This is a genomic window from Pectobacterium sp. 1950-15 (assembly GCF_037136835.1).
Taxonomy (GTDB): domain Bacteria; phylum Pseudomonadota; class Gammaproteobacteria; order Enterobacterales; family Enterobacteriaceae; genus Pectobacterium.
The window spans coordinates 118,323-140,078 of the sequence record NZ_JBBBQR010000003.1 but is presented as its reverse complement, the minus strand read 5'-3'; the positions used below and the strand labels follow the sequence as shown (position 1 = coordinate 140,078).

General features: G+C 52.6%; 19 protein-coding genes. 2 read left to right on the top strand and 17 right to left on the bottom strand.

From position 1 onward, the window contains the following. Positions 1 to 4: 4 nt before the first annotated feature. The 13 genes from nuoM to lrhA form a co-directional block, all read right to left on the bottom strand. A complete protein-coding gene (gene nuoM / locus WCT94_RS04680; protein ID WP_319848298.1) occupies positions 5 to 1,540 on the bottom strand; it encodes an NADH-quinone oxidoreductase subunit M in 1,536 nt (511 codons plus the stop codon). Between the two features lie 100 nt (positions 1,541 to 1,640). After that, a complete protein-coding gene (gene nuoL, locus WCT94_RS04675; RefSeq protein ID WP_336868224.1) occupies positions 1,641 to 3,488 on the bottom strand; it encodes an NADH-quinone oxidoreductase subunit L in 1,848 nt (615 codons plus the stop codon). Next, positions 3,485 to 3,787 carry an NADH-quinone oxidoreductase subunit NuoK gene (gene nuoK / locus WCT94_RS04670; RefSeq protein WP_005969835.1) on the bottom strand — a complete coding sequence of 101 codons (303 nt, stop codon included), beginning with the start codon at positions 3,785 to 3,787 and terminating at the stop codon, positions 3,485 to 3,487. Before nuoK ends, nuoL begins: the two co-directional genes overlap by 4 nt. Beyond that, positions 3,784 to 4,344 (bottom strand): NADH-quinone oxidoreductase subunit J, encoded by a 561-nt coding sequence (nuoJ, locus tag WCT94_RS04665; RefSeq protein ID WP_015840960.1) that lies wholly within the window; start codon positions 4,342 to 4,344, stop codon positions 3,784 to 3,786. Before nuoJ ends, nuoK begins: the two co-directional genes overlap by 4 nt. Positions 4,345 to 4,353: 9 nt before the next feature. Then, positions 4,354 to 4,896: an NADH-quinone oxidoreductase subunit NuoI gene (gene nuoI / locus WCT94_RS04660; protein WP_010278884.1), complete on the bottom strand. Its 543-nt coding sequence runs from the start codon at positions 4,894 to 4,896 to the stop codon at positions 4,354 to 4,356. 17 nt (positions 4,897 to 4,913) lie between these two features. Then, complete coding sequence (gene nuoH / locus WCT94_RS04655) at positions 4,914 to 5,888, bottom strand: NADH-quinone oxidoreductase subunit NuoH (RefSeq protein WP_225085246.1); 975 nt, start codon at positions 5,886 to 5,888, stop codon at positions 4,914 to 4,916. Further along, positions 5,885 to 8,611 carry an NADH-quinone oxidoreductase subunit NuoG gene (gene nuoG, locus WCT94_RS04650; RefSeq protein WP_336868222.1) on the bottom strand — a complete coding sequence of 909 codons (2,727 nt, stop codon included), beginning with the start codon at positions 8,609 to 8,611 and terminating at the stop codon, positions 5,885 to 5,887. The genes nuoH and nuoG overlap by 4 nt, the downstream gene beginning before the upstream one ends. Before the next feature lie 187 nt (positions 8,612 to 8,798). Then, entirely contained in the window at positions 8,799 to 10,148 is a 1,350-nt protein-coding gene (gene nuoF, locus WCT94_RS04645; RefSeq protein ID WP_336868220.1) for an NADH-quinone oxidoreductase subunit NuoF, read from the bottom strand. Continuing rightward, on the bottom strand, positions 10,145 to 10,660 hold the full coding sequence (gene nuoE, locus WCT94_RS04640; protein ID WP_015840965.1) for an NADH-quinone oxidoreductase subunit NuoE: 516 nt from the start codon (positions 10,658 to 10,660) through the stop codon (positions 10,145 to 10,147). The genes nuoF and nuoE overlap by 4 nt, the downstream gene beginning before the upstream one ends. A 2-nt stretch (positions 10,661 to 10,662) precedes the next feature. Beyond that, a complete protein-coding gene (gene nuoC / locus WCT94_RS04635; protein WP_271873612.1) occupies positions 10,663 to 12,462 on the bottom strand; it encodes an NADH-quinone oxidoreductase subunit C/D in 1,800 nt (599 codons plus the stop codon). A 98-nt stretch (positions 12,463 to 12,560) separates the two neighbouring features. Then, positions 12,561 to 13,235 (bottom strand): NuoB/complex I 20 kDa subunit family protein, encoded by a 675-nt coding sequence (locus WCT94_RS04630; protein WP_005969846.1) that lies wholly within the window; start codon positions 13,233 to 13,235, stop codon positions 12,561 to 12,563. A 17-nt stretch (positions 13,236 to 13,252) separates the two neighbouring features. After that, positions 13,253 to 13,693 (bottom strand): NADH-quinone oxidoreductase subunit A, encoded by a 441-nt coding sequence (locus tag WCT94_RS04625; protein ID WP_015840967.1) that lies wholly within the window; start codon positions 13,691 to 13,693, stop codon positions 13,253 to 13,255. A gap of 676 nt (positions 13,694 to 14,369) precedes the next feature. Next, positions 14,370 to 15,320, bottom strand: coding sequence for a transcriptional regulator LrhA (gene lrhA / locus WCT94_RS04620; RefSeq protein WP_336868218.1), 951 nt, complete (start codon positions 15,318 to 15,320; stop codon positions 14,370 to 14,372). Positions 15,321 to 15,821: 501 nt separating this feature from the next. On the opposite strand from lrhA, the gene WCT94_RS04615 reads away from it, so the two are divergent. Together WCT94_RS04615 and yfbR are read left to right on the top strand one after the other, a co-directional pair. Beyond that, positions 15,822 to 17,036 (top strand): pyridoxal phosphate-dependent aminotransferase, encoded by a 1,215-nt coding sequence (locus WCT94_RS04615; protein ID WP_014916029.1) that lies wholly within the window; start codon positions 15,822 to 15,824, stop codon positions 17,034 to 17,036. Positions 17,037 to 17,180: 144 nt separating this feature from the next. After that, positions 17,181 to 17,780, top strand: coding sequence for a 5'-deoxynucleotidase (yfbR, locus tag WCT94_RS04610; RefSeq protein ID WP_336868216.1), 600 nt, complete (start codon positions 17,181 to 17,183; stop codon positions 17,778 to 17,780). Between the two features lie 29 nt (positions 17,781 to 17,809). On the opposite strand, the gene WCT94_RS04605 is transcribed toward yfbR, so the two are convergent. The 4 genes from WCT94_RS04605 to yfbV form a co-directional block, all read right to left on the bottom strand. After that, positions 17,810 to 19,642 carry an SLC13 family permease gene (locus WCT94_RS04605; protein ID WP_336868215.1) on the bottom strand — a complete coding sequence of 611 codons (1,833 nt, stop codon included), beginning with the start codon at positions 19,640 to 19,642 and terminating at the stop codon, positions 17,810 to 17,812. Positions 19,643 to 19,817: 175 nt separating this feature from the next. After that, positions 19,818 to 20,474, bottom strand: a complete 657-nt coding sequence (locus tag WCT94_RS04600; RefSeq protein ID WP_336868213.1) for a sugar phosphatase — start codon at positions 20,472 to 20,474, stop codon at positions 19,818 to 19,820. A 21-nt stretch (positions 20,475 to 20,495) separates the two neighbouring features. Beyond that, a complete protein-coding gene (locus WCT94_RS04595; protein WP_336868212.1) occupies positions 20,496 to 20,990 on the bottom strand; it encodes a YfbU family protein in 495 nt (164 codons plus the stop codon). A 165-nt stretch (positions 20,991 to 21,155) separates the two neighbouring features. Further along, a complete protein-coding gene (yfbV, locus tag WCT94_RS04590; RefSeq protein ID WP_336868210.1) occupies positions 21,156 to 21,611 on the bottom strand; it encodes a terminus macrodomain insulation protein YfbV in 456 nt (151 codons plus the stop codon). Between the last annotated feature and the right edge of the window lie 145 nt (positions 21,612 to 21,756).

Below are 21,756 nucleotides of genomic sequence, written 5' to 3'. Positions count from 1 at the left end.
CGAATTACGGCCTTGTTGTTGAAATAATTGAATCTGGAGCAGACGACATAAACCACTGCTGGATATTTGACATCGCGGCACTGGAGGTATCCAGAATCGGTTGCGGGTACACCCCTAACAACACCAGTAATACCACCAACAGCATCACGATAGACAATTCGCGGAGCGACATACTCTTCAATGGCTCATCAGATTTAGGCGCGCCGTAGTAAGCACGCTGCATCATGATCAGTGAGTAGACTGACGCAAATACCAGACCGAAGGTTGAGATCACCGTAATCACCGGCACAACCTGATAGCTGCCGAACAGAATCATGAATTCGCCAACGAAGTTGCCCGTTCCTGGCATCCCCAATGTCGCCACAGCGAAGAACAGAGACAGCGCAGGCAGGAACTTCAGACGCGACCACAGGCCGCCCATTTCACGCATGTCACGGGTATGCAGACGTTCGTACAGTTGACCACACAGAATAAACAGGCCAGCAGCAGACAAGCCGTGCGCAATCATCTGAATCACCGCGCCCTGATAAGCCAGTTGATTACCGGAATAGATGGCAATCATCACGAAGCCCATGTGGGACACCGAGGTGTAAGCGATCAGGCGTTTAATGTCAGTCTGTTTAAACGCCAACCAGGCACCGTAGAAGATACCAATCACACCCAGCCACATGGCAATCGGTGCAAAGGCATGTGACGCGTTAGGGAACAACGGCAGGCTGAAACGCAGCAGACCATAGGCCGCCGTTTTCAACAGGATCCCCGCCAGGTCAACAGAACCCGCCGTTGGTGCCTGACTGTGTGCATCCGGCAGCCAACCGTGCAACGGCACGACAGGCATTTTTACAGCAAACGCAATGAAGAAGCCCAGCATCAGCAGATATTCAACACCATATGACATCGGCGTCTTCAGCAGGTCTTCATAGTTGAACGTCCAGACACCGGTGGCATTGTGATGCACAAAAACCAGCGCCAGAATCGCAATCAACATGATCAGGCCACTTGCCTGGGTATAAATGAAGAACTTGGTCGCCGCCGTAATTCTGGTTTTACCGTCAGAGCCTTTATGCCCCCACAGTGCAATCAGGAAGTACATCGGCACCAGCATCATTTCCCAGAAGAAGAAGAACAGGAACATGTCGATGGCAAGGAACACGCCGATAACGCCGCCCAGAATCCACAACAGGTTCAGGTGGAAGAAGCCCTGATAGCGCTGAATTTCATTCCAGGAACAGAGGATTGCCAACACACCGAGCAGCCCCGTCAGTACCACCATCAGCAGAGACAGGCCATCCAGCGCAAGATGGATACCGATGCCGAAGCGCGGGATCCACGGCACATAGAACTCGGATTGCCATTGTGGTACGCCTGTCGGCGCGGTCAGTGAGTAACCGCCTTGCAACCACAGTTGCAGAGACAGTACGAGTGTCAGCCCCATTGCAATCAACGCGATCCAGCGCGGTACCTTCGTACCAAAACGCTCTAACTGCCAACACAGCAGACCGCCGATAAAGGGGAGAAGAATTAGCCAAGGTAGTAGCATGGCGTTTTGTGTCCCTAAATTAAAGAAATCTGAAAACTTGCCGTGGCGGGCATCCCTCTCTGCGGAATGCCCTACCTTTCATACGTTACCGGATGCTGCTTTACACCAGCAGCAACAAGGCCAGCACCAGCACGGCACCAAAGCCCATCGAGGCAACGTACCAGCGCAATTGACCATTCGCACTGAGCGCCAGCCCACGGTTACCCCAGCGGGTAATCGTGGCCGGGATGGTCATCAGCCCATTTAACGGATCACGCTGCAACAGCTTCGCGATAGCCAGATACGGTTTAACAAAGACGTGGTCGTACAACCAGTCGAAGCCCCACGCGTGGAACCACCAGGTCGAGAAGAAACGACCCGGAGCACTCTTCGCGATGCTGCTCACCGCCTGACGTTTACCCAGCCACAGCACAGCAGCAAGCAGAATACCGGCAATCGCCACCACGCCAGAGGTAATTTCCAGCGTCATTAACTGGCCGTGTTCAAGCTCAGTCGTCGCTGGCAACACACCGTGCAACGGTGGAACAATCATCGCACCAATAAAGGTGGACAGAACCATCAGCACGACCAGCGGTAAGTGGTGAGAAATGCCTTTTCCTGCATGCGCTTTGGTTTTCTCTTCACCGTGGAACACGATGAAAATCATACGGAACGTATACAGCGAGGTCATGAAGGCACCGGCCAATCCCGCCACCATCAGATTGATGTGACCATTTGCCCATGCGCCAGCCAGAATCTCGTCTTTACTGAAGAAGCCCGCGGTAACCAGCGGCAGTGCAGCCAGCGCCGCGCCCCCGACCAGGAAGCAGACATAAACCAGCGGAATCGTTTTACGCAGGCCACCCATCTTGAAGATGTTCTGCTCGTGGTGGCAGGCCAAGATGACCGAACCAGAAGAGAGGAACAGCAGCGCTTTAAAGAACGCATGCGTCATCAGGTGGAAAATTGCGGCATCCCATGCCTGAACGCCCAGCGCCAGGAACATGTACCCAATCTGGCTCATGGTGGAATAGGCCAGCACGCGCTTGATGTCGGTTTGCACCAGAGCAGCAAAACCTGCCAACACCAGCGTTACCGCCCCCACAATACCGACCAGATGCAGGACATCCGGCGCCATCAGGAACAGGCCATTGGTACGTGCAATCAGGTAAACACCCGCGGTAACCATCGTCGCGGCGTGGATCAGTGCAGAGACTGGCGTTGGACCGGCCATCGCATCCGCCAGCCAGGTTTGCAGCGGCAGCTGTGCAGATTTACCGACCGCACCACCCAGCAACATCAGCGTAGCCCAGGTGATTTCCGGTGAACCTTCAGCCAGTTTCTGCGGTGCTAATACCATCAGCTCGCGGAAGTTGAGCGTACCCAGTTCTTTGTAAAGGATGAACAGCGCAAAGGCCAGGAAGACGTCACCCACACGGGTAACGATGAAAGCCTTCATTGCCGCCGCACCGTTCTTCGGATCGGTGTAGTAGAAACCGATCAGCAGGTAACTGCACAGCCCCACCCCTTCCCAACCGAGATACATCAGCAACAGGTTATCTGCCAGTACCAGAACGACCATACTCGCGATAAACAGGTTGGTGTAGGCGAAGAAGCGAGAGTAGCCCTCTTCTCCGCGCATGTACCAGGAGGCAAACAGGTGAATAAAGAAGCCAACGCCCGTTACAACGGACAGCATCGTCAACGAGAGGCCATCGAGCGTCAGCGTTACGCTGATGTCGAAGTTACCCACAGCCATCCATGTCCACAAATGCTGATTAAAGAAGGTAACGCCGCCGTGCTGTTGGCCCATGAAATCGACCACAACCCAAGCGGTAACCAACGCTGCCAGACCAATCGAGCCAACACCGACGGTCGCGGACGTATTTTCCGACCAGCGACCACGGGAAAATGCCAGCAACAGAAAGCCGAGCAGCGGGAAGAGTATTGTTAAATAGAGTAAGTTCATCCGCGCATCTCACTGACTGTATCAATATTCAGGGTCTGACGACGACGATACATCTGTAACAACAGCGCCAGACCAATACTGGCCTCAGCTGCTGCCAGCGTAATCGCCAGAATGTACATCACCTGACCATCCGGCTGCTGCCAGTAACTTCCCGCGACGACAAATGCCAGCGCGGCAGCGTTGATCATAATTTCGAGACTAATCAACATAAACAGCAGGTTACGACGAATCAACAGACCAGTCAGCCCTAGAACAAACAGGATAGCGGCTAAAATCAACCCATGTTGTAACGGAATCATGCGCGTTCCCCCGTTATTTTCTTCTCAACGTCCTGGTTCGCGCCTTCTTTACTGACAACGTCACCACGTTTATCTTCACGACCAATGTGGAAAGCGACAACCAATCCTGCCAGCAGCAGCATTGACGCTAATTCAACGGCCAGAACATAAGGCCCGAACAGGCTGATACCCACGGCTTTCGCCTCAACAGGCGTGCCAGTGATTCCCTGCTCTTTCAGGCTGAGGATCGCGTTGACAACAATCACCAGCAGCGCCAGAGAAAGAATGCCAGGTCCTACCCAAGCGCTGGGTTTCAGCCAATTCCGTTCTTGTTCTTCCACGGAGTTACCGAGGTTGAGCATCATGACGACGAATACGAACAGCACCATGATGGCGCCGGCATAAACGATGATGCTCAGCGCGCCGGCAAAGTTAGCCCCCAGCGAGAAAAAGACGCCCGCAATCGCCATAAGCGAGGTGACCATATACAACAGTGCATGCACAGGGTTGGTATGCGTAATGACGCGCAATGTCGCCAGTATCGCAATCAAGCCTGTGGTATAAAAAGCGAATTCCATGCTAGCTCCTTAGGGCAACAGGCCTTTGACATCAATGGGTTTGGCTTCGTTTTCCGCTTCGCCTTTATCTTTCCCATCGATTGCCATACCAGCCATCCGGTAGAAATTGTATTCCGGATATTTACCCGGCCCCGATATCAGCAGATCTTCTTTCTCGTACACCAGATCCTGACGTTTGTAATCGCCCATTTCGAAATCCGGCGTCAGCTGGATAGCGGTTGTCGGGCACGCTTCTTCGCAGAAGCCACAGAAAATGCAGCGTGAGAAGTTGACGCGGAAGAACTCGGGATACCAGCGACCATCTTTGGTTTCCGCTTTCTGCAATGAGATACAGCCGACCGGACAGGCCACCGCACACAGGTTGCAGGCAACGCAACGCTCTTCACCATCGGGATCGCGCGTCAGCACGATACGACCACGGTAGCGCGGCGGTGGATTCACAGGCTCTTCGGGATACATTCTGGTTTCGCGCTTCTTGAAAGCATTCGAACCCACCATACAGATACTGCGTATCTGGGTGCCGAAACCAACCACTAACTCTTTCAATGTCATGGTTTATTCACCCCTTCTTAAGCGTTGTACAAAATGACGGCCGCTGTCGCCAGCAGATTCAAAAGCGTTATCGGCAGACAGACTTTCCAACCGAAAGACATCACCTGGTCATAACGCGGACGGGGTAACGAAGCACGAATCAGGATGAACATCATCATGAAAAAGCCCGTTTTCAGCGCAAACCAGACAAATGGAGGCAGAATTGGACCATGCCAGCCACCGAAGAACAGCGTCACCATCAGCGCAGAAACCGTAACGATCCCGATATATTCCCCGACAAAGAACAGACCGAATTTCATACCGGAATATTCAATGTGGTAACCATCGGCAATTTCCTGTTCAGCTTCAGGCTGGTCAAACGGGTGACGGTGACACACCGCCACGCCTGCGATGGCAAACGTAATGAAGCCGAAGAACTGCGGGATAACGTTCCACAGGTGTTCCTGAGAATCGACGATGTCACGCATGTTGAACGAGCCAGCCTGTGCGACAACCCCCATCAGCGACAGGCCGATGAACACTTCATAGCTCACAGTCTGAGCGGAAGCACGTACCGCACCCAGCAGTGAGTATTTGTTGTTACTCGCCCAACCAGCAAACAGCACTGCGTAAACCGCTAAACCCGCCATCATCAGGAAGAACAGGATCCCGATGTTCAGATCGGCGACACCCCAGGTTGGCGTGATCGGCACAATCGCAAAGGCAATCAGCATTGACGTGAACGCGATCATCGGTGCCAGCGTGAAGATCACCTTATCGGTAAAGTTCGGCACCCAGTCTTCTTTGAAGAACATTTTGATCATGTCAGCGACAAGCTGTAATGAACCGCCCCAACCTACCCGGTTTGGTCCATAACGTCCCTGGAAAAGACCGAGCAGTCGACGTTCACCCATACTCATGAATGCGCCACAGGTCACCACAACCAGCAGAATTACGATCGCTTTTCCGACGGAAATCAGGATCTCGGTTAATTCCGGTGTTAACCAACTCATTGTGCGGCCTCCCGCAGATTTTCAACGGTTGCACCCGCCAGCACCGGCGCAATACCCGGCAAGCCCAGCGGTAAACCAACCTGTCCCTGACTCAATTCCGCACTTAAGCGCAGTGGCAGACGTAACGTTTGTCCTGCACAGGTCAGCTCCAGCAACGTACCGGCGTTCACACCTAGCGTTGCCGCATCGGCCGGGTTCACCATCACGTAAGGCTCTGGCATACGCTGCTGAATCACGTCAGAACGCTGTGACATTTCATCACTGCCAAACAGGTGATAATACGGCGCAACGCGCCATTGACCCGCTTGTGGGACGAAAGCCGCAGGGATGTTGTCGAAATACGCCAGTGAACCTTCTCCGGCCTCAATCATACGCACACCCGGATCGCCATGACGCAGATGTCCACCCACTTCATCCTGGAATTTGTTCCAGGCTTGCGGTGAGTTCCAGCCTGGTGCCCAGGCAAATGGAATCTGCTGACGGTTGGCTGTCGGGCTGTTGTTCCCTTCCATTGAGAAGGCGAACATGGTGTCTTTATCAACAGGCTGACGCGGTTCGTGCACACTGATATTGGCTCGCATAGCGGTACGACCACTGGAGCGAATCGGTGAACGCGACAGTTTCTGACCACGAATACGGAACGAAGCATCCGGCGCGGCCTCTTTGATCGCAGCCAACTGCGGCAGTGCCGCGGCACACGCATCAATCACGTTATCCAGTTGCGTCCAGTCAACCTGACGGCTGTTGTAAGTGATATACAGCGAGTGCAGCCAGCGCCAGCTTTCCAGCATCACAACTTTGTCGTTGTAGTACGTTGGGTCATAAACCTGGAAGAAACGCTGAGCACGGCCTTCCTGGTTCACCAACGTACCGTCGCTTTCGGCAAAGCTGGCAGCGGACAGAATCATGCTGGCTTTGTCCATGATGCGAGTACGCTGGTGGTCAACCACAATCAGGTTCTCCGCTTTTTCCAGCGCGGCATCAACGCGAGCGATTGGGGCATGACGGTAGAGATCGTTCTCCAGCACCACCACGCTGTCGGCGTCACCGTTTTCCAACTGCGCCAGCGCCTCATCCAGCGAACCACCGCCCATGATTGACAACCCGATGCTGTTAGCAGCAGGAGCAACAAAGGTAATACCGACGTCAGAACCGCGATTCTTCAGCGCCTTGGCAACGTTTGCAGCCGCAGAGATGACTTCTTCGCTGCCAGCATTGGTGCCGGAAATGATGAGTGGTTTTTTCGCACCGGCCAGCGCCTGTACGATGATATCGACTTTCTGGTCAAGACCCGCAGCCAGATCGGCAACTGCCGGCGCGCTGCTATCCAGACCGTGTGCAATAGCAAAACCAAGACGCGCCTGATCGGCAACCGGCGCACGGTAGTTCCACGCTGCGATGTCGTCCAGACGAGTGCTGTCTACGTTAGTGACAAACAATGGATGCTTGGCGTGTTGACCAATGTTCATGATCGCCGCGATCTGCCAGTCAGCCACTTTCTGCGCTGCCGCCATTTCACGGGCTTTGCCTTTCACAGCCTGACGAACGGCCAGTGCGATACGTGCCCCCGTCTGCGTCAAGTCTTCACCCAGAATCAGAACCGCATCGTAGCCTTCGATTTCACGCAGCGCTGGCGTTCTCACACCGCTTTCGCGCAGCACTTTCAGGATCAGTTGCAGACGATTTTGTTCTTCCTGCGCAATACCGGTGTAGAAGTTCTCTGCCCCTACCAGCTCACGCAAAGCGAAGTTGCTTTCGATGCTGGCACGCGGCGAACCGATACCGATCGTTTTCTTCGCCTGACGCAGCACATCCGCCGCACCTTGCAGTGCCTGATCGGCATTCAGCGCGATCCAGTCATCACCGCGACGTTGCAGCGGCTGGCTCGGACGGTCTTTCTGATTAACGTAGCCGTAACCAAAACGGCCGCGGTCACACAGGAAATAGTGGTTTACGCTACCGTTAAAACGGTTTTCGATACGACGCAGTTCGCCATAACGTTCACCGGGGCTGGTATTACAGCCGATGCTGCACTGTTGGCAGACGCTCGGTGCAAATTGCATATCCCATTTACGGTTATAGCGCTCAGAGTGCGTTTTATCGGTGAAGACACCGGTAGGACACACTTCAACCAGGTTACCGGAGAATTCGCTTTCCAGCGTGCCATCTTCCGGGCGACCGAAATAGACGTTGTCGTGCGCGCCGTAAACGCCGAGATCTTTGCCATCCGCATAGTCTTTGTAGTAACGCACGCAGCGATAGCACGCGATACAGCGGTTCATTTCATGAGAAATGAATGGACCGAGATCCTGATTGCGGTGGGTACGCTTGGTGAAGCGATAGCGACGGAAGTTTTGGCCCGTCATGACCGTCATATCCTGCAAATGACAGTTACCGCCTTCCTCACACACTGGGCAATCGTGCGGGTGGTTGGTCATCAGAAACTCAACTATCGTCTTACGGAATAGCTTCGCTTCTTCATCTTCAATCGCGATGAACGTTCCCTGGGTTGCCGGTGTCATACAAGACATCACCAGACGACCGCGGGTGTCTTCCGCGTTTTGATACTGCTTTACCGCACAGAGGCGGCAGGATCCGACGCTCCCGAGCGCGGGGTGCCAGCAAAAGTAAGGAATATCAAGTCCCAGAGTCAGACAAGCTTCCAGAAGGTTGTCCGCTCCGTTTACTTCATACTCTTTGCCGTCTACATGAATAGTAGCCATAGTCAGCATGCTTCCATAATGGCCCGTGTTGCCACGAGCGCTAATCAAAAATTCTGTATACCCTCATCTTTCAAATCACAAATGCGTTGGCTATCTGCGCCTGAAATCTGTTGGGTTTATAGAGGGTGGCTTATTTGCGCCACCCTGCGGATACATTCACTGCATCTCGCACGTATTGAGCGATAGCTTACCAGCGCTCTTTCAACAGGTTAGGCTGAATACCGCCAATCGCTTTGACGTTGCCTAAATACTGTTTAGAGATACCCGCTTCGAATTCTTCCCGGAAATACTTGATGGCACTTTGCAGCGGCTCAACCGCACCCGGCGCATGCGCACAGAAGGTGTTACCCGGTCCGAGGAAGCGGCAAAGCTGTTCCAGCGTTTCGATATCGCCGGGCTGACCTTCGCCCTTCTCCAGCGCACGCAGAATCTTCACGCTCCACGGCAGACCATCGCGGCACGGCGTACACCAGCCACAGGATTCACGGGCGAAGAACTCTTCCAGATTGCGCGTCAGCGAAACCATATTGATTTCGTGATCGACAGCCATCGCCAGCGCTGTACCCATACGGCTACCAGCTTTCGCAATGTGCTCAAAATCCATTGGCAAATCGAGATGGCTTTCCGTCAGGAAATCCGTACCGGCGCCACCCGGCTGCCAGGCTTTCAGCTTCAGGCCATCGCGCATACCGCCCGCATAGTCTTCCAGAATCTCACGCGCCGTGGTGCCGAACGGCAGTTCCCACAGGCCCGGATTCTTGACGCGACCGGAGAAGCCCATCAGTTTCGTGCCCGCATCTTTACTTTTACCCGCAGACAGCCCCTGATACCACGCCGCACCGTGTTCGATAATCGCCGGGACGTTACACAGCGTTTCCACGTTGTTGACGCAGGTTGGTTTACCCCAAACACCCGCAGATGCCGGGAACGGCGGCTTAGAGCGAGGGTTGGCACGACGGCCTTCCAGCGAGTTAATCAGTGCCGTTTCTTCACCGCAGATGTAACGCCCAGCGCCCGTATGCACGAACAGCTCGAAATCGAACCCGCTACCCAGAATATTTTTGCCCAGCAGACCCGCCGCTTTCGCTTCTTCGATTGCACGACGCAAGTGGACAGCAGCTTCGATGTATTCGCCGCGCAGGAAGATGTAGCCGCGGTAGGCTTTCAGCGCAAAGGCGCTAATCAACATACCTTCAACCAACAGATGGGGCTCTTGCTCCATCAGCAGGCGGTCTTTATAAGTCCCAGGTTCCATCTCATCCGCGTTACACAGCAGGTAGCGGATGTTCATGCTTTCGTCTTTCGGCATCAGGCTCCACTTCAAGCCTGTCGAGAAGCCCGCGCCGCCACGCCCTTTCAGGCCAGCGTCTTTAACCAGTGAGACCACTTCATCCTGCGCCATGCCGGTTAACGCTTTTTGCGCGGCGACATAGCCGTTTTTGCTGCGATATTCATCCAGCCATACCGGCTGTTTGTCCGCGCGTAAACGCCAGGTCAGAGGATGCTGCTCAGCAGTCAGAACAATGTTTTTACTCATTGATACTGCTCCAATAACGATTCAATTCCTTCCGGCGTCACATGGCTGTGGGTATCATCGTCAATCATCATTGACGGCCCCTTGTCACAGTTCCCCAGGCAGCAGGTCGGCAACAGCGTGAAACGTCCATCGAACGTCGTCTGTCCCGGTTTGATGCTGAGCTTACGCTCAAGCGCAGCCTGAACGCCCTGATAGCCATTGATGTGGCACACGACGCTGTCGCAATAGCGAATGATGTGGCGCCCAACCGGCTGACGATAAATCTGGCTATAGAACGTCGCTACGCCTTCCACGTCACTGGCTGGAATGCCCAATACATCAGCAATCGCGTTGATCGCACCATCCGGTACCCAGCCGCGTTCTTTCTGCACAATTTTCAGTGCTTCAATTGACGCCGCGCGCGCATCTTCATAGTGATGTTTTTCGTGCTCAATCGCGTCACGCTCGGCGTCGCTCAACACAAAAACGTTGTTATCAGAAATGTTGCGTTCAGAAATATTGTGATCAGGCATAATTAGCGGTCCACATCTGACATAACGAAATCAATACTGCCGAGGTAAACGATCAGATCGGATACCAGACATCCGCGAATAACAGAAGGAATCTGTTGCAGATGTGCGTAGCTCGGCGTGCGAATACGGGTACGGTAGCTCATCGTGCCGCCGTCACTGGTCAGGTAATAGCTGTTGATGCCCTTTGTTGCCTCAACCATCTGGAATGATTCATTGGCAGGCATAACCGGACCCCAGGAAACCTGAAGGAAGTGGTTAATCAGCGTATCGATATGCTGCAATGTGCGCTCTTTTGGCGGCGGCGTCGTCAGCGGGTGATCCGCTTTGAACGGCCCTTCCGGCATGTTCTTGAGGCACTGATCCAGAATACGCAGGCTTTGGCGCAGCTCTTCAACCTTCAGCATCACGCGGCTATAGCAATCGCTGATGCCATCGCCGACAGGCACTTCAAAGTCGAAGTTTTCATAGCCGGAATACGGACGCCATTTGCGCACGTCAAAACCGATACCTGTAGCACGCAGACCCGCACCGGTTACGCCCCAATCCAACGCTTCTTTCGCATTGTAGGCGGCAACGCCCTGAGTACGGCCTTTCAGGATGGTGTTCTGCAGCGCAGCCTTAACATAGGTATCCAGGCGGCTCGGCATCCAGTCGAGGAATTCACGCAGCAGACGCTCCCAGCCGCGTGGCAGATCGTGCGCCACACCGCCGATACGGAACCAAGCCGGGTGCATACGGAAGCCGGTAATCGCTTCAACCAAATCGTAAATTTTCTGGCGGTCAGTAAACGCAAAGAACACCGGTGTCATCGCACCGACGTCCTGAATGTAGGTACTGATATACAGCAGGTGGCTATTAATGCGGAACAGCTCGGACAGCATCACGCGAATCGTTTTAACGCGATCCGGCACCTCAATACCCGCCAGTTTTTCTACGGCAAGCACGTACGGCATTTCGTTAACGCAGCCGCCAAGGTATTCAATACGGTCGGTATAAGGGATGTAGCTGTGCCAGGACTGGCGTTCGCCCATTTTCTCCGCGCCGCGATGGTGGTAACCCACGTCAGGCACGCAGTCGACGATTTCTTCGCCATCCAACTGCAGGATAATACGGAATGCACCGTGTGAAGATGGGTGGTTTGGACCGAGGTTGAGGAACATGAAGTCCTCATTTTCAGTGCCGCGCTTCATTCCCCACTCTTCCGGTTTGAACGTCAGCGATTCCATTTCCAGATCTTCTTTCTGCTTGGTCAGCACGAAAGGATCGAATTCGGTCGCACGCGCCGGGTAATCTTTACGCAACGGGTGCCCTTCCCACGTCTGCGGCATCATGATGCGCGTCAGGTGTGGGTGACCGTTGAACGTAATACCAAACATTTCCCACGTTTCACGCTCATACCAGTTGGCATTCGGGAACAGTTTGGTCACGGTCGGTACGTGCAGATCGCTCTCGGCCAACGCGACTTTCAGCATGATGTCGCGGTTACGCTCGATGGAAATGATGTGATAAAAGACGGAGTAGTCGGCGGCAGGTAGGCCTTCACGGTGAGTGCGCAGACGCTCATCCATACCGTGCAGGTCAAACAGCATGACATAAGGCTTCGGCTGTTTTTTCAGGAATGCGACAACGTCCAGTAATTGCTCACGTTTGACCCACACAACGGGAATGCCTGTGCGGGTAGCTTGTACAGTAAATGCATCTGGTCCAAAACGGTTACACAGCTCGCCAACGACCGGATCGTCAAGGTGATCGCGGGTTTGCCAGCCTGGCTGAGCGAGATCGTGTGTCGTTAAATCTGTCATAAATATGTCACCACATTAAATGTGCTATTTCTGTATCTGATAATGACCGCACACTATTATCGGGGTATTACACGGTCACCGGGTTTATCATCTACAGGTCAAATCTCATCAGGCGAACGCAGGTTTGTCACCGCGATTCGCTCGCCGCGTTTGCGCTCACGCTCAGATTGCATATTGGCACGGTAAACGCCCTGTTCACCTACCACCCATGACAGAGGGCGGCGTTCTTTACCAATGGATTCTTTCAGCAGCAACAGCGCTTGCATGTAGGCTTCAGGACGCGGAGGGCAGCCTGGAATATACACATCAACAGGCAGGAATTTATCTACGCCCTGAACGACGGAATAGATATCGTACATACCACCGGAGTTAGCACAGGCGCCCATGGAGATAACCCATTTAGGCTCAAGCATTTGCTCGTAGAGACGCTGAATAACGGGGGCCATTTTGGTAAAACAGGTTCCCGCTACGACCATGAAGTCAGCCTGACGTGGCGATGCACGCAGAACCTCAGCACCAAAACGCGCCACGTCATGAACCGCCGTAAATGACGTCACCATTTCTACGTAGCAACAGGAAAGGCCGAAGTTGTACGGCCACAGGGAGTTCTGACGCCCCCAGTTCACCGTATCGTGTAATGCATGTTCCAGTTTGCCCATGTAGACACTGCGGTGAACATGTTGCTCCAGAGGGTCGGAAACGATCTCCTGACGTTGCAGGGGATAACGGTCATTCTCACCGTCCGGCTCTATGCGGGTGAGCGTATAGTCCATCTTAAAATGCCTCGCTGTTACTGCGGATGAGTGTTGGTAGTGTTGATGATGTCTGATTTAACGACTTGTCTCTTGGAACGTACCGGGGTCCAGTCAAGTGCCCCAACGCGTACCAGATAAATCAAACCAGCCAACAGCACCAAAATGAAAATGGTTGCTTCAATGAAGCCAATCCAGCCGCTTTCTTTGATAGACACCGCCCAAGCGTAGAGATAGAGGGCTTCAACGTCGAAGATAACGAAGAACATAGCGACAAGATAAAATTTAGCAGACAGACGTAACCGCGCTGAACCCACTGAGTCGATCCCAGATTCATAAGGTACGTTTTTGGCCCTGGCTCTGGCTCTCCCCCCCAGCAAGAATCCACCGGTCAGCATGAAGACGCAAAGGCCTACGGCAATGATAAGGAATAGCCCAAATGCCCAATGATGGGCGAGGATTTCAGTAGTTGTTGACATTCTCTTTGCTTACTCATCAAAAGTGGCGGGTAACATCCCTGCTCTATTATCGGCAGTTAATGCGCCACATCGATTAAAAGGAAGGATTAATAACCACAAAAAAGCATGGAAACGTATCAGGTAAGCCTTGCTTGGTATGGTTGAGCCCCTAAATTTGTAACCTTTTTTTCAACCTTACTAAAAATAACAGTACATTACTTTACATGCACGCTGTTTTGTTAACATTTTGTGTTCTCACCCGTAGCTAAATCGAGTCAGTCCTTTTGTCGGTTAACCAACGTGCAGCGACACAGGAAGCAAGTTCACTGCGTCACTATACCATTTTCACAGAAAATGCCTGTTCTCCCATGGGGTTATTAGGGGTATTTTTTGATCCAGCACACATTTTTACCAATTTAGTTAGTAAAAAAACCACGAGATGCTGGACAAGACGGGACGCCAATTTCCATAACATTATTTTAAAAAAACAGAACCAGCGTTTTATAATTCAGAGATAACTATTTATCTCGCTACGCCTAGCCTGTTGATGTGAAATGGAAAACGCAAAGTGGGATCGGAGTGAAGAAATCAGGGCAATAAGACGCTGCCAATGCAGGTTTAACACCTTAGTCATAAATCATCATCATTCGGGGTGTATCCCTACCCTCCCCGAATGATAGTTAACTACCCATTACGATTAGATCGCGTCCTTCAGCGACGGATCGGAAGACAACTTATCATTCGTGCTGTTTGCTAACATACTGACAGGCGTAATGTGAGAGGGCTTCCCTGATTCAATCACATTGAAAATTGCCGTCGCCAGTTCATTCTCCTGATTAGGGTTCTGGCAGAGGAAATAACGCGTTTCAGGCAATCTCGGCAACCCTTCTTCTTCACCCAACACCCGCAGTTCCGGGCTCATCATTTCCACCGAACGCACGGTGATACCCATGCCAGCCTTCACCGCCGCTCGCACAGCAGATAGCGTTGAAGCCACGTAGGCGATTCTCCAGGGAATCCCTGCGGCCGTCAGCTGCTGCGTCGCCAAGGAACGGAAAGGACTGGGTTCATCCAAAACAACCAAGGGGACAGGTTCTTGCGATCGGAACTGATAATCCGCCGCGCAATACCATAACGTCGGGGAGCTCCGTAATAACACATGAGGAAACACCACACCGTTCATTGTGGTAATGACCAGATCTATTTTCCCCTGATTCAGCATATCCATCATTTCAGCGCTGCGTTTTACGCTGACATTGACGGAGAGCTTAGGAAATACCGATGTCACCCGGTGCAAAATATAAGGAAGGATGGTGTCTGCCGTATCGTCAGACGCCCCGATGGTCAGCGTTCCCTGAATATCGCTGTACATTAATGAAATACAGGCTTCATCATTGAATTGTAATATTTTTCTGGCATAACCCAAAAACTGGATGCCGTGTTCGGTCAGCAATTTATTACGCCCGTGCCGGGCAAAAAGCTCCTTTCCGATGAGTTGCTCCAGCCGCTGCATCTGCTGGCTGACAGCCGATTGAGTCCGATTGACTGCGGTCGCCGCCGCTGCAAATGTATTTAAATCTGCAACGGCAACAAACGTCCTCAGTAAATCAAGATCGAGATTAAGTACTGGTCGATTTACACTGGTCATACGATTTTTCACTTATCTATTTTAATTTTAACAAAATATTCCTGGTGTTTTATTACATGTACAGGTAATGACCGATACATTTAAAGACACTATCGCAGACGCACGATAAGGGCAAAAAAATACTTATATTTCGTTACCCCTATCGCCTTTCCATTGGTAAGACATCACTAATTAAATGGCTCACCAGTCTTAATCCTTCATTCAATAACAACGACACTTTCTCTTTATTTCATCTTGCGAAATAAATACGCTTCACACTTAAATAAACGAGCCTTCCCTGTCACCCTATTCTGGCGCTAAAAAAGTGCGGCATGAATAGTCGTCCGCCCCCCTACCATATCGCACCATCCAACGAGTACACAACCATATAGTGTAGATGCGCAATCATTTGCAGCAAAAGCGATAATCATTCTTCAAAAGGTACTACAGGAGGAGTACATTAAGCAGGTTATGCTATTCCGTATGGGAATATGCGCTCTCTGCAGAAGGTTCGTACTATTTATGTCTCCGATTGAAAAATCCAAGAAACTGGAGAACGTATGCTATGACATCCGTGGCCCAGTCTTAAAGGAAGCCAAACGGCTTGAAGAAGAAGGTAATAAGGTCCTTAAGCTGAATATTGGCAACCCAGCCCCTTTCGGCTTTGAAGCACCGGACGAAATTCTGGTCGATGTCATCCGTAACCTGCCAACCGCACAGGGCTACTGTGATTCAAAAGGCCTCTATTCCGCCCGCAAAGCCATCGTTCAGCATTATCAGGCGCGGGATATGCGCGATATTACGGTTGAAGACGTCTATATCGGCAACGGTGTGTCCGAGCTCATCGTGCAATCCATGCAGGCACTGCTTAATCCGGGCGATGAAATGCTGGTTCCTGCGCCGGACTACCCACTTTGGACCGCAGCCGTTTCTCTGTCTAACGGCAACGCCGTTCACTACCTCTGCGATGAGTCCTCCGATTGGTTCCCCGACCTGGATGATATCCGCAAAAAGATCACGTCCAATACTCGCGGTATTGTCATTATCAACCCGAACAACCCAACGGGCGCGGTCTACAGCAAAGAGCTGCTGCTGGATATCGTGGCGATTGCACGCGAACATAACCTGATCATCTTCGCCGACGAAATTTACGACAAAATTCTGTATGACGATGCGCAGCATCACTCTATTGCCGCACTCGCGCCGGATCTGCTGACGGTCACGTTCAACGGCCTGTCCAAGACGTACCGTGTAGCGGGTTTCCGTCAAGGCTGGATGGTACTGAACGGTCCGAAAAAACACGCCAAAGGCTATATTGAAGGGCTGGAAATGCTGGCTTCCATGCGGCTGTGCGCTAACGTGCCAATGCAGCATGCGATTCAGACTGCGCTGGGCGGCTATCAGAGCATCAGCGAATTTATTCAGCCCGGCGGACGTCTGTACGAGCAGCGTAACCGTTCCTGGGAACTGATCAATCAGATTCCCGGCGTATCGTGCGTAAAACCGCGCGGCGCGCTGTATATGTTCCCACGCATTGATGCCAAACGCTTTAATATCCACGACGACCAAAAACTGGTGCTGGATCTCCTGTTACAGGAAAAAGTGTTGCTGGTTCAAGGAACCGCATTTAACTGGCCATACCCCGACCATGTTCGCATCGTCACGCTGCCGCGTATCGATGAGCTGGATATGGCAATCCACAAATTAGGGCGTTTCCTGGGGCACTATCACCAGTAACCCGACCCAATTGTTGTACCTGTCTTCGCCGGGCAATCATCGCCCGGCGAAAACCTGACCTTCGTTTGCATAATCTCCGGCAAGTCCTCACAATAGACGTCCACGATATCGCTATTTCACCGTGCTGTTGTCTGAGAGATCGCCATGAATCAGAGCCACTTTTTCGCCCACTTATCTCGTCTAAAACTCATCAGCCGCTGGCCGCTCATGCGTAATGTGCGCACGGAAAACGTCTCCGAGCACAGCCTTCAGGTCGCCTTCGTCGCGCATGCGCTGGCGGTCATCAAAAACCGCAAATTCGAGGGTAACCTGAACGCAGAACGCATCTCGCTTCTGGCGATGTATCATGATGCCAGCGAGGTGCTGACCGGCGACATGCCGACGCCCATCAAGTATTACAACGCGCAGATCGCACATGAGTACAAGAAAATAGAGAAGATTGCGCAGCAGAAACTGGTTGAGATGTTACCGGAAGAACTCCAGCAGGATTATCGGATGCTGCTGGACGACAGCTACACCAGCGAAGAAGAACGCGCCATCGTTAAGCAGGCCGACGCGCTCTGCGCCTACCTGAAGTGTCTGGAAGAATTATCCGCAGGAAATGCAGAGTTCACGCTGGCCAAAGCGCGGTTGGAAAAAACATTGCAACTGCGCCACAGCCCGGAAATGGACTATTTCATGACAGTCTTTGTTCCCAGCTTTAGCCTGTCGCTCGACGAAATCAGTCAGGATTCTCCGTTATAGCGAACATCCACTATAACGGGCAGACATCGTCAGAACGGATACAACCACGGCACCATCACCACGCTGACCAGCATCACCAGAACGGTGAAGGGAACGCCAACGCGCACAAAGTCCCCGAATTTATAACCGCCCGGCCCCAATACCAGCGTATTCACCGGTGACGAGACTGGCGTCATAAATGCGGCGGATGCCGCAATCGCGATGATCATCGCAAAGGGATACGGTGACACGCCCATCTGCTTCGCCGCAGCAATCGCAATAGGCGCCATCAACACCGCTGTCGCCGTGTTGGAAATAAATAGGCCAATCACGGCACACAGCACAAACAAACACACCAGCATCACATGCGGCCCTGCGTCCCCGGCAACATCCATCAGCCCTTTAACGATCAGCGTAACACCGCCGGTCTGCTGCAACGCCAGCGCAAACGGCATCATCCCGACAATAAGGATAATGCTCGGCCAGTGAATCGCCCGGTAGGCGCTTTCCATGTCAATACAGCGGAATTTACCCATCAGCAAGCAGGCGATCAGCGCGGCAATCGCATTCGGTATCTCATCCGTCAGCATCATCGCCACCATCAGTGCAAGACAAAATAGCGCATGTGGAGCCTGACTCACCGCGGGTGCGACGTCATCAACTTCGGCAGGAAGATTAAGCAAAAGGAAGTCGTTTTTCTGTGTATGTAACTGCCGGATCATGCGCCAGTCGCCCATCACCAGCAGGATATCACCGAGCTGGAGCGGTTCATCGGCAAGGATACCGTCCATCGCCTCACCTGCCCGGCGGATCCCCACGACGCTCAGACCATAGCGGCTTCGAAAGCCGACGTCGTACAGCGTTTTCCCCAACAGTTCGGAATCAGGGATCAACGAGACTTCCGCCATCCCCACATCACGTGCCTGCTCAGAAAAATATTCACCGCGCAGTACCATGGGTTCTAGCCGCTGCGCAGTACAAAATTCACGTAAATCCACTTCCGATGCTGACATGTCGATCAGCAGAACATCGTTCAGGCGAAGTTCGGTATTGCCCGCTACGCTGATCATCACGCGGCGAAACTTACGCCAGCGTTCAATCCCCACCACGTTCGCCCCAAAGCGCTGACGCAGGCGTAAATCATCCAGACGGTGGCCGATAAAAGGCGATCCCGGACGAATCGCCAGTCGGCGCGCCCTGCCCGTCAGCCGGTAATCACGAATCAGATCGCGGAACGTTCTTCTCTTCCACATCTCTTTTGCTGTTGCTGTCTCCGCGCCGCCAAGCCAGTAACGCGCCACCATCATATACGCCACGCCCAACAGCAATACCACTATCCCTATCGGCGTCACGCTAAAGAACCCGAAACCTGCCACCCCTTCGCGCATCAACTCACTGCTCACCACCATATTCGGCGGTGTCGCTACCAGCGTCATCATGCCACTAATCAACCCGGCGAAACTCAGCGGCATCATTAGCCTTCCGGGGGAAATCTTCATCCGTGCGGAAACACTCAGCACCACGGGAATAAAAATCGCGACAACCCCAGTGGAACTCATAAAGGCTCCCAGCAACGCAACGGTGACCATCAGTAGGATCAGCATCTTCATCTCACCGCTGCCCGCCACGCGAACCAGCCAATCACCGACCTGATAAGCAACACCGGTACGAACCAATCCTTCACCAATAACAAACAGGGCCGCAATCAATATCACATTCGGATCGCTGAACCCGACCAGCGCTTCAGATAGCGTCAGCGTGCCGCTCAGAACAAACGCGATGATGACCAACAGCGCTACGACGTCCATGCGTAATTTATTGGTGGTAAACAACACAATGGCGATCAGCAACAGGGATAAAACCCAGAGAAGTTCGCTATTCAAAACGGTTCCCCTGACGGAAAAATGCATGTTGAGGTGTGGGTTCGCATACCCTGAAAAGGAGAGCCAACGCACGGGCAGCTTGAAGTATAACGGGTATAGTCTGCCATAAAAAAACCTCGCGGATGCGAGGTTTGATCATATTTAGTCACAGTTTTGTCATTATGTTACAGACGGCCTATTGGCGCAGATGTACCTTAGCGCCGTTCGGTAAGGGTTCTATTTCTATCTGCTCCAGCGAATCAAGGATCAGATCGACCTGATCCAACTTTGGCGTATCCGCTGGCGCCTTCACCGCAATGACCTTACAGCCCGCGGCCAGACCTGACAGCACGCCTGCTGGCGCATCTTCAACGACAACACACTCTTCTGGCTTCAATCCTAGCTGCTGTGCGCCAAGTAAGTAGGCATCGGGGTGAGGCTTACCTTTGGCAACCTGCTCCGCCGTAATAAAGGCACGAGGAGCAGGCAGCTCTCCACGGTGATGACGGGCGCTGGCAATCGGGACCGTGCCGGACGTCACAATGGCCCAGGGAATATTCAACGCATCCAAACGCTCCAACAGCGCCTTCGCCCCAGGCATGGCTACGATACCCTGCGTATCAGAGGCCTCGGTTTTCTCCAGCGCATCAAACTCCTGTTGAATCGTTTCTTCGCTCTGCCCTTGAAGAAAGTGGCGCAGGGACGTGATTGCCTGCTTGCCATGAATAAAATCCAGCACTTCCTGTGGTTCAATACCGTGATCTTTTGCCCAGTTAATCCACGCACGTTCTACAGCCGGCAGTGAATCGACCAGCGTACCATCGAGGTCGAACAGAAAACCTTTACACTCCACAGAAAGCCCCTTATTCATTAATCAGGCGTTGATGACCTGTGCGATCTCCACCGCACTCAAGTGATACTGGCGCGGGCAGGATTGCCAGACAGCCAGCATTCTGTTGTATTTTTCCCACATCTTTGTCTGCGCGTTAAACCCATGCGTGCCCGAATCAAAGTGGGGGTAGCGCCCTTCAACATGTACCATAAAGCGTACAAAACCGAGGTAGCGCGCTTCCGTTGCGGCATCAAAGCCCAGGAAGGTCAGACGTCGTTCGTCCAAATCCTGCTTATCTTTCAGATTGGTCCACGACACCTGGAGAGCATGGTGCATTTCCATGATGTTAATAATGGTGCGGCAGACTTCTTCAGTCAGTTCACCAAATTCACGATCCAGTTCGCGCATCTGCAAACCATAACCACGCTCAATGATCGTTTGTAGCCGACGATAGCGCTCGGCGTTGTCAGGATCGAGCATCGTCATCATTTTGTATTGGTTTGAAAGGATCAATCTCTGGGCATTCGTCATTTCCATGTTGCTCTCCTGAACCCTCTTTGGTGTAAGCCAATGTCGCTAAATAGGTATTAACCGCAGAATCGCATACTGAATCGTGTCACGATAGCGGTAGGCACCGCTTCTTTGATTTGAAACAGGGGAAAGAACAAAATAGCTATCAACCCTCACACAGCCTGACGCCGATCACAAATCATCAAGGAAGGTTTTATCAAGCTGGTTGAATGCCCGCTTCAGCACATCCGCCAATGATTGGTAAGTAGGCGCTTCTTCCAATGGGGCCAATGCCTGACCTGACTCCAGCAGCTTATGACGAATCTCATGGAACCACTGTGCCAGCGTCGGCGGTAAAGGCGTCACGGAACGGCGGCCAAGCCACCAAAGGCCTTGCAACGGCAGGCTACAAGCAAACAGCGCGGTGGCAATGGCCGGGCCGAGCTGGCCGCCGAGCGCAATCTGCCATGTTAAGGTAAACACCGCCAGCGGCGGCATGATGCGGATGCCAAACCGTGTCGCTCGCGCTACACGGTTTTCAGGAAAGACTGGCGCCAGTTGCTTTTCTGCCGGCCACGTCTTCATGTAATGCTGCCCACGTTGGAGTAGCTGTAGCCAACTGATTCTACTGTCTGGTTTCGTCGCCATAGCCACACCTCAACTTTACAGATAAAAAATAAAACTTTTGCACAAATCAACAACTCAAGTTGATAAGGTTAAAATATATTTTGTGTTTACCCTACGCTATCGGTATCCTAGATCGGCCTTTTGGCCGCTGTATACCTAAAGTAGT

Bases quoted from the DNA above. Each gene is read 5' to 3' on its own strand.
- WCT94_RS04615 (WP_014916029.1), top strand. From the start codon at position 15,822: ATGTCTCCGATTGAAAAATCCAAGAAACTGGAGAACGTATGCTATGAC.
- nuoF (WP_336868220.1), bottom strand. From the start codon at position 10,148: ATGAGTAAAAACATTGTTCTGACTGCTGAGCAGCATCCTCTGACCTGG.
- WCT94_RS04625 (WP_015840967.1), bottom strand. From the start codon at position 13,693: ATGTCAACAACTACTGAAATCCTCGCCCATCATTGGGCATTTGGGCTA.
- nuoH (WP_225085246.1), bottom strand. From the start codon at position 5,888: ATGAGTTGGTTAACACCGGAATTAACCGAGATCCTGATTTCCGTCGGA.
- WCT94_RS04630 (WP_005969846.1), bottom strand. From the start codon at position 13,235: ATGGACTATACGCTCACCCGCATAGAGCCGGACGGTGAGAATGACCGT.
- WCT94_RS04595 (WP_336868212.1), bottom strand. From the start codon at position 20,990: ATGGAAATGACGAATGCCCAGAGATTGATCCTTTCAAACCAATACAAA.
- nuoE (WP_015840965.1), bottom strand. From the start codon at position 10,660: ATGCCTGATCACAATATTTCTGAACGCAACATTTCTGATAACAACGTT.
- nuoK (WP_005969835.1), bottom strand. From the start codon at position 3,787: ATGATTCCGTTACAACATGGGTTGATTTTAGCCGCTATCCTGTTTGTT.
- nuoC (WP_271873612.1), bottom strand. From the start codon at position 12,462: ATGACAGATTTAACGACACACGATCTCGCTCAGCCAGGCTGGCAAACC.
- nuoG (WP_336868222.1), bottom strand. From the start codon at position 8,611: ATGGCTACTATTCATGTAGACGGCAAAGAGTATGAAGTAAACGGAGCG.
- nuoJ (WP_015840960.1), bottom strand. From the start codon at position 4,344: ATGGAATTCGCTTTTTATACCACAGGCTTGATTGCGATACTGGCGACA.
- yfbR (WP_336868216.1), top strand. From the start codon at position 17,181: ATGAATCAGAGCCACTTTTTCGCCCACTTATCTCGTCTAAAACTCATC.
- yfbV (WP_336868210.1), bottom strand. From the start codon at position 21,611: ATGGCGACGAAACCAGACAGTAGAATCAGTTGGCTACAGCTACTCCAA.
- nuoI (WP_010278884.1), bottom strand. From the start codon at position 4,896: ATGACATTGAAAGAGTTAGTGGTTGGTTTCGGCACCCAGATACGCAGT.
- lrhA (WP_336868218.1), bottom strand. From the start codon at position 15,320: ATGACCAGTGTAAATCGACCAGTACTTAATCTCGATCTTGATTTACTG.
- nuoM (WP_319848298.1), bottom strand. From the start codon at position 1,540: ATGCTACTACCTTGGCTAATTCTTCTCCCCTTTATCGGCGGTCTGCTG.
- nuoL (WP_336868224.1), bottom strand. From the start codon at position 3,488: ATGAACTTACTCTATTTAACAATACTCTTCCCGCTGCTCGGCTTTCTG.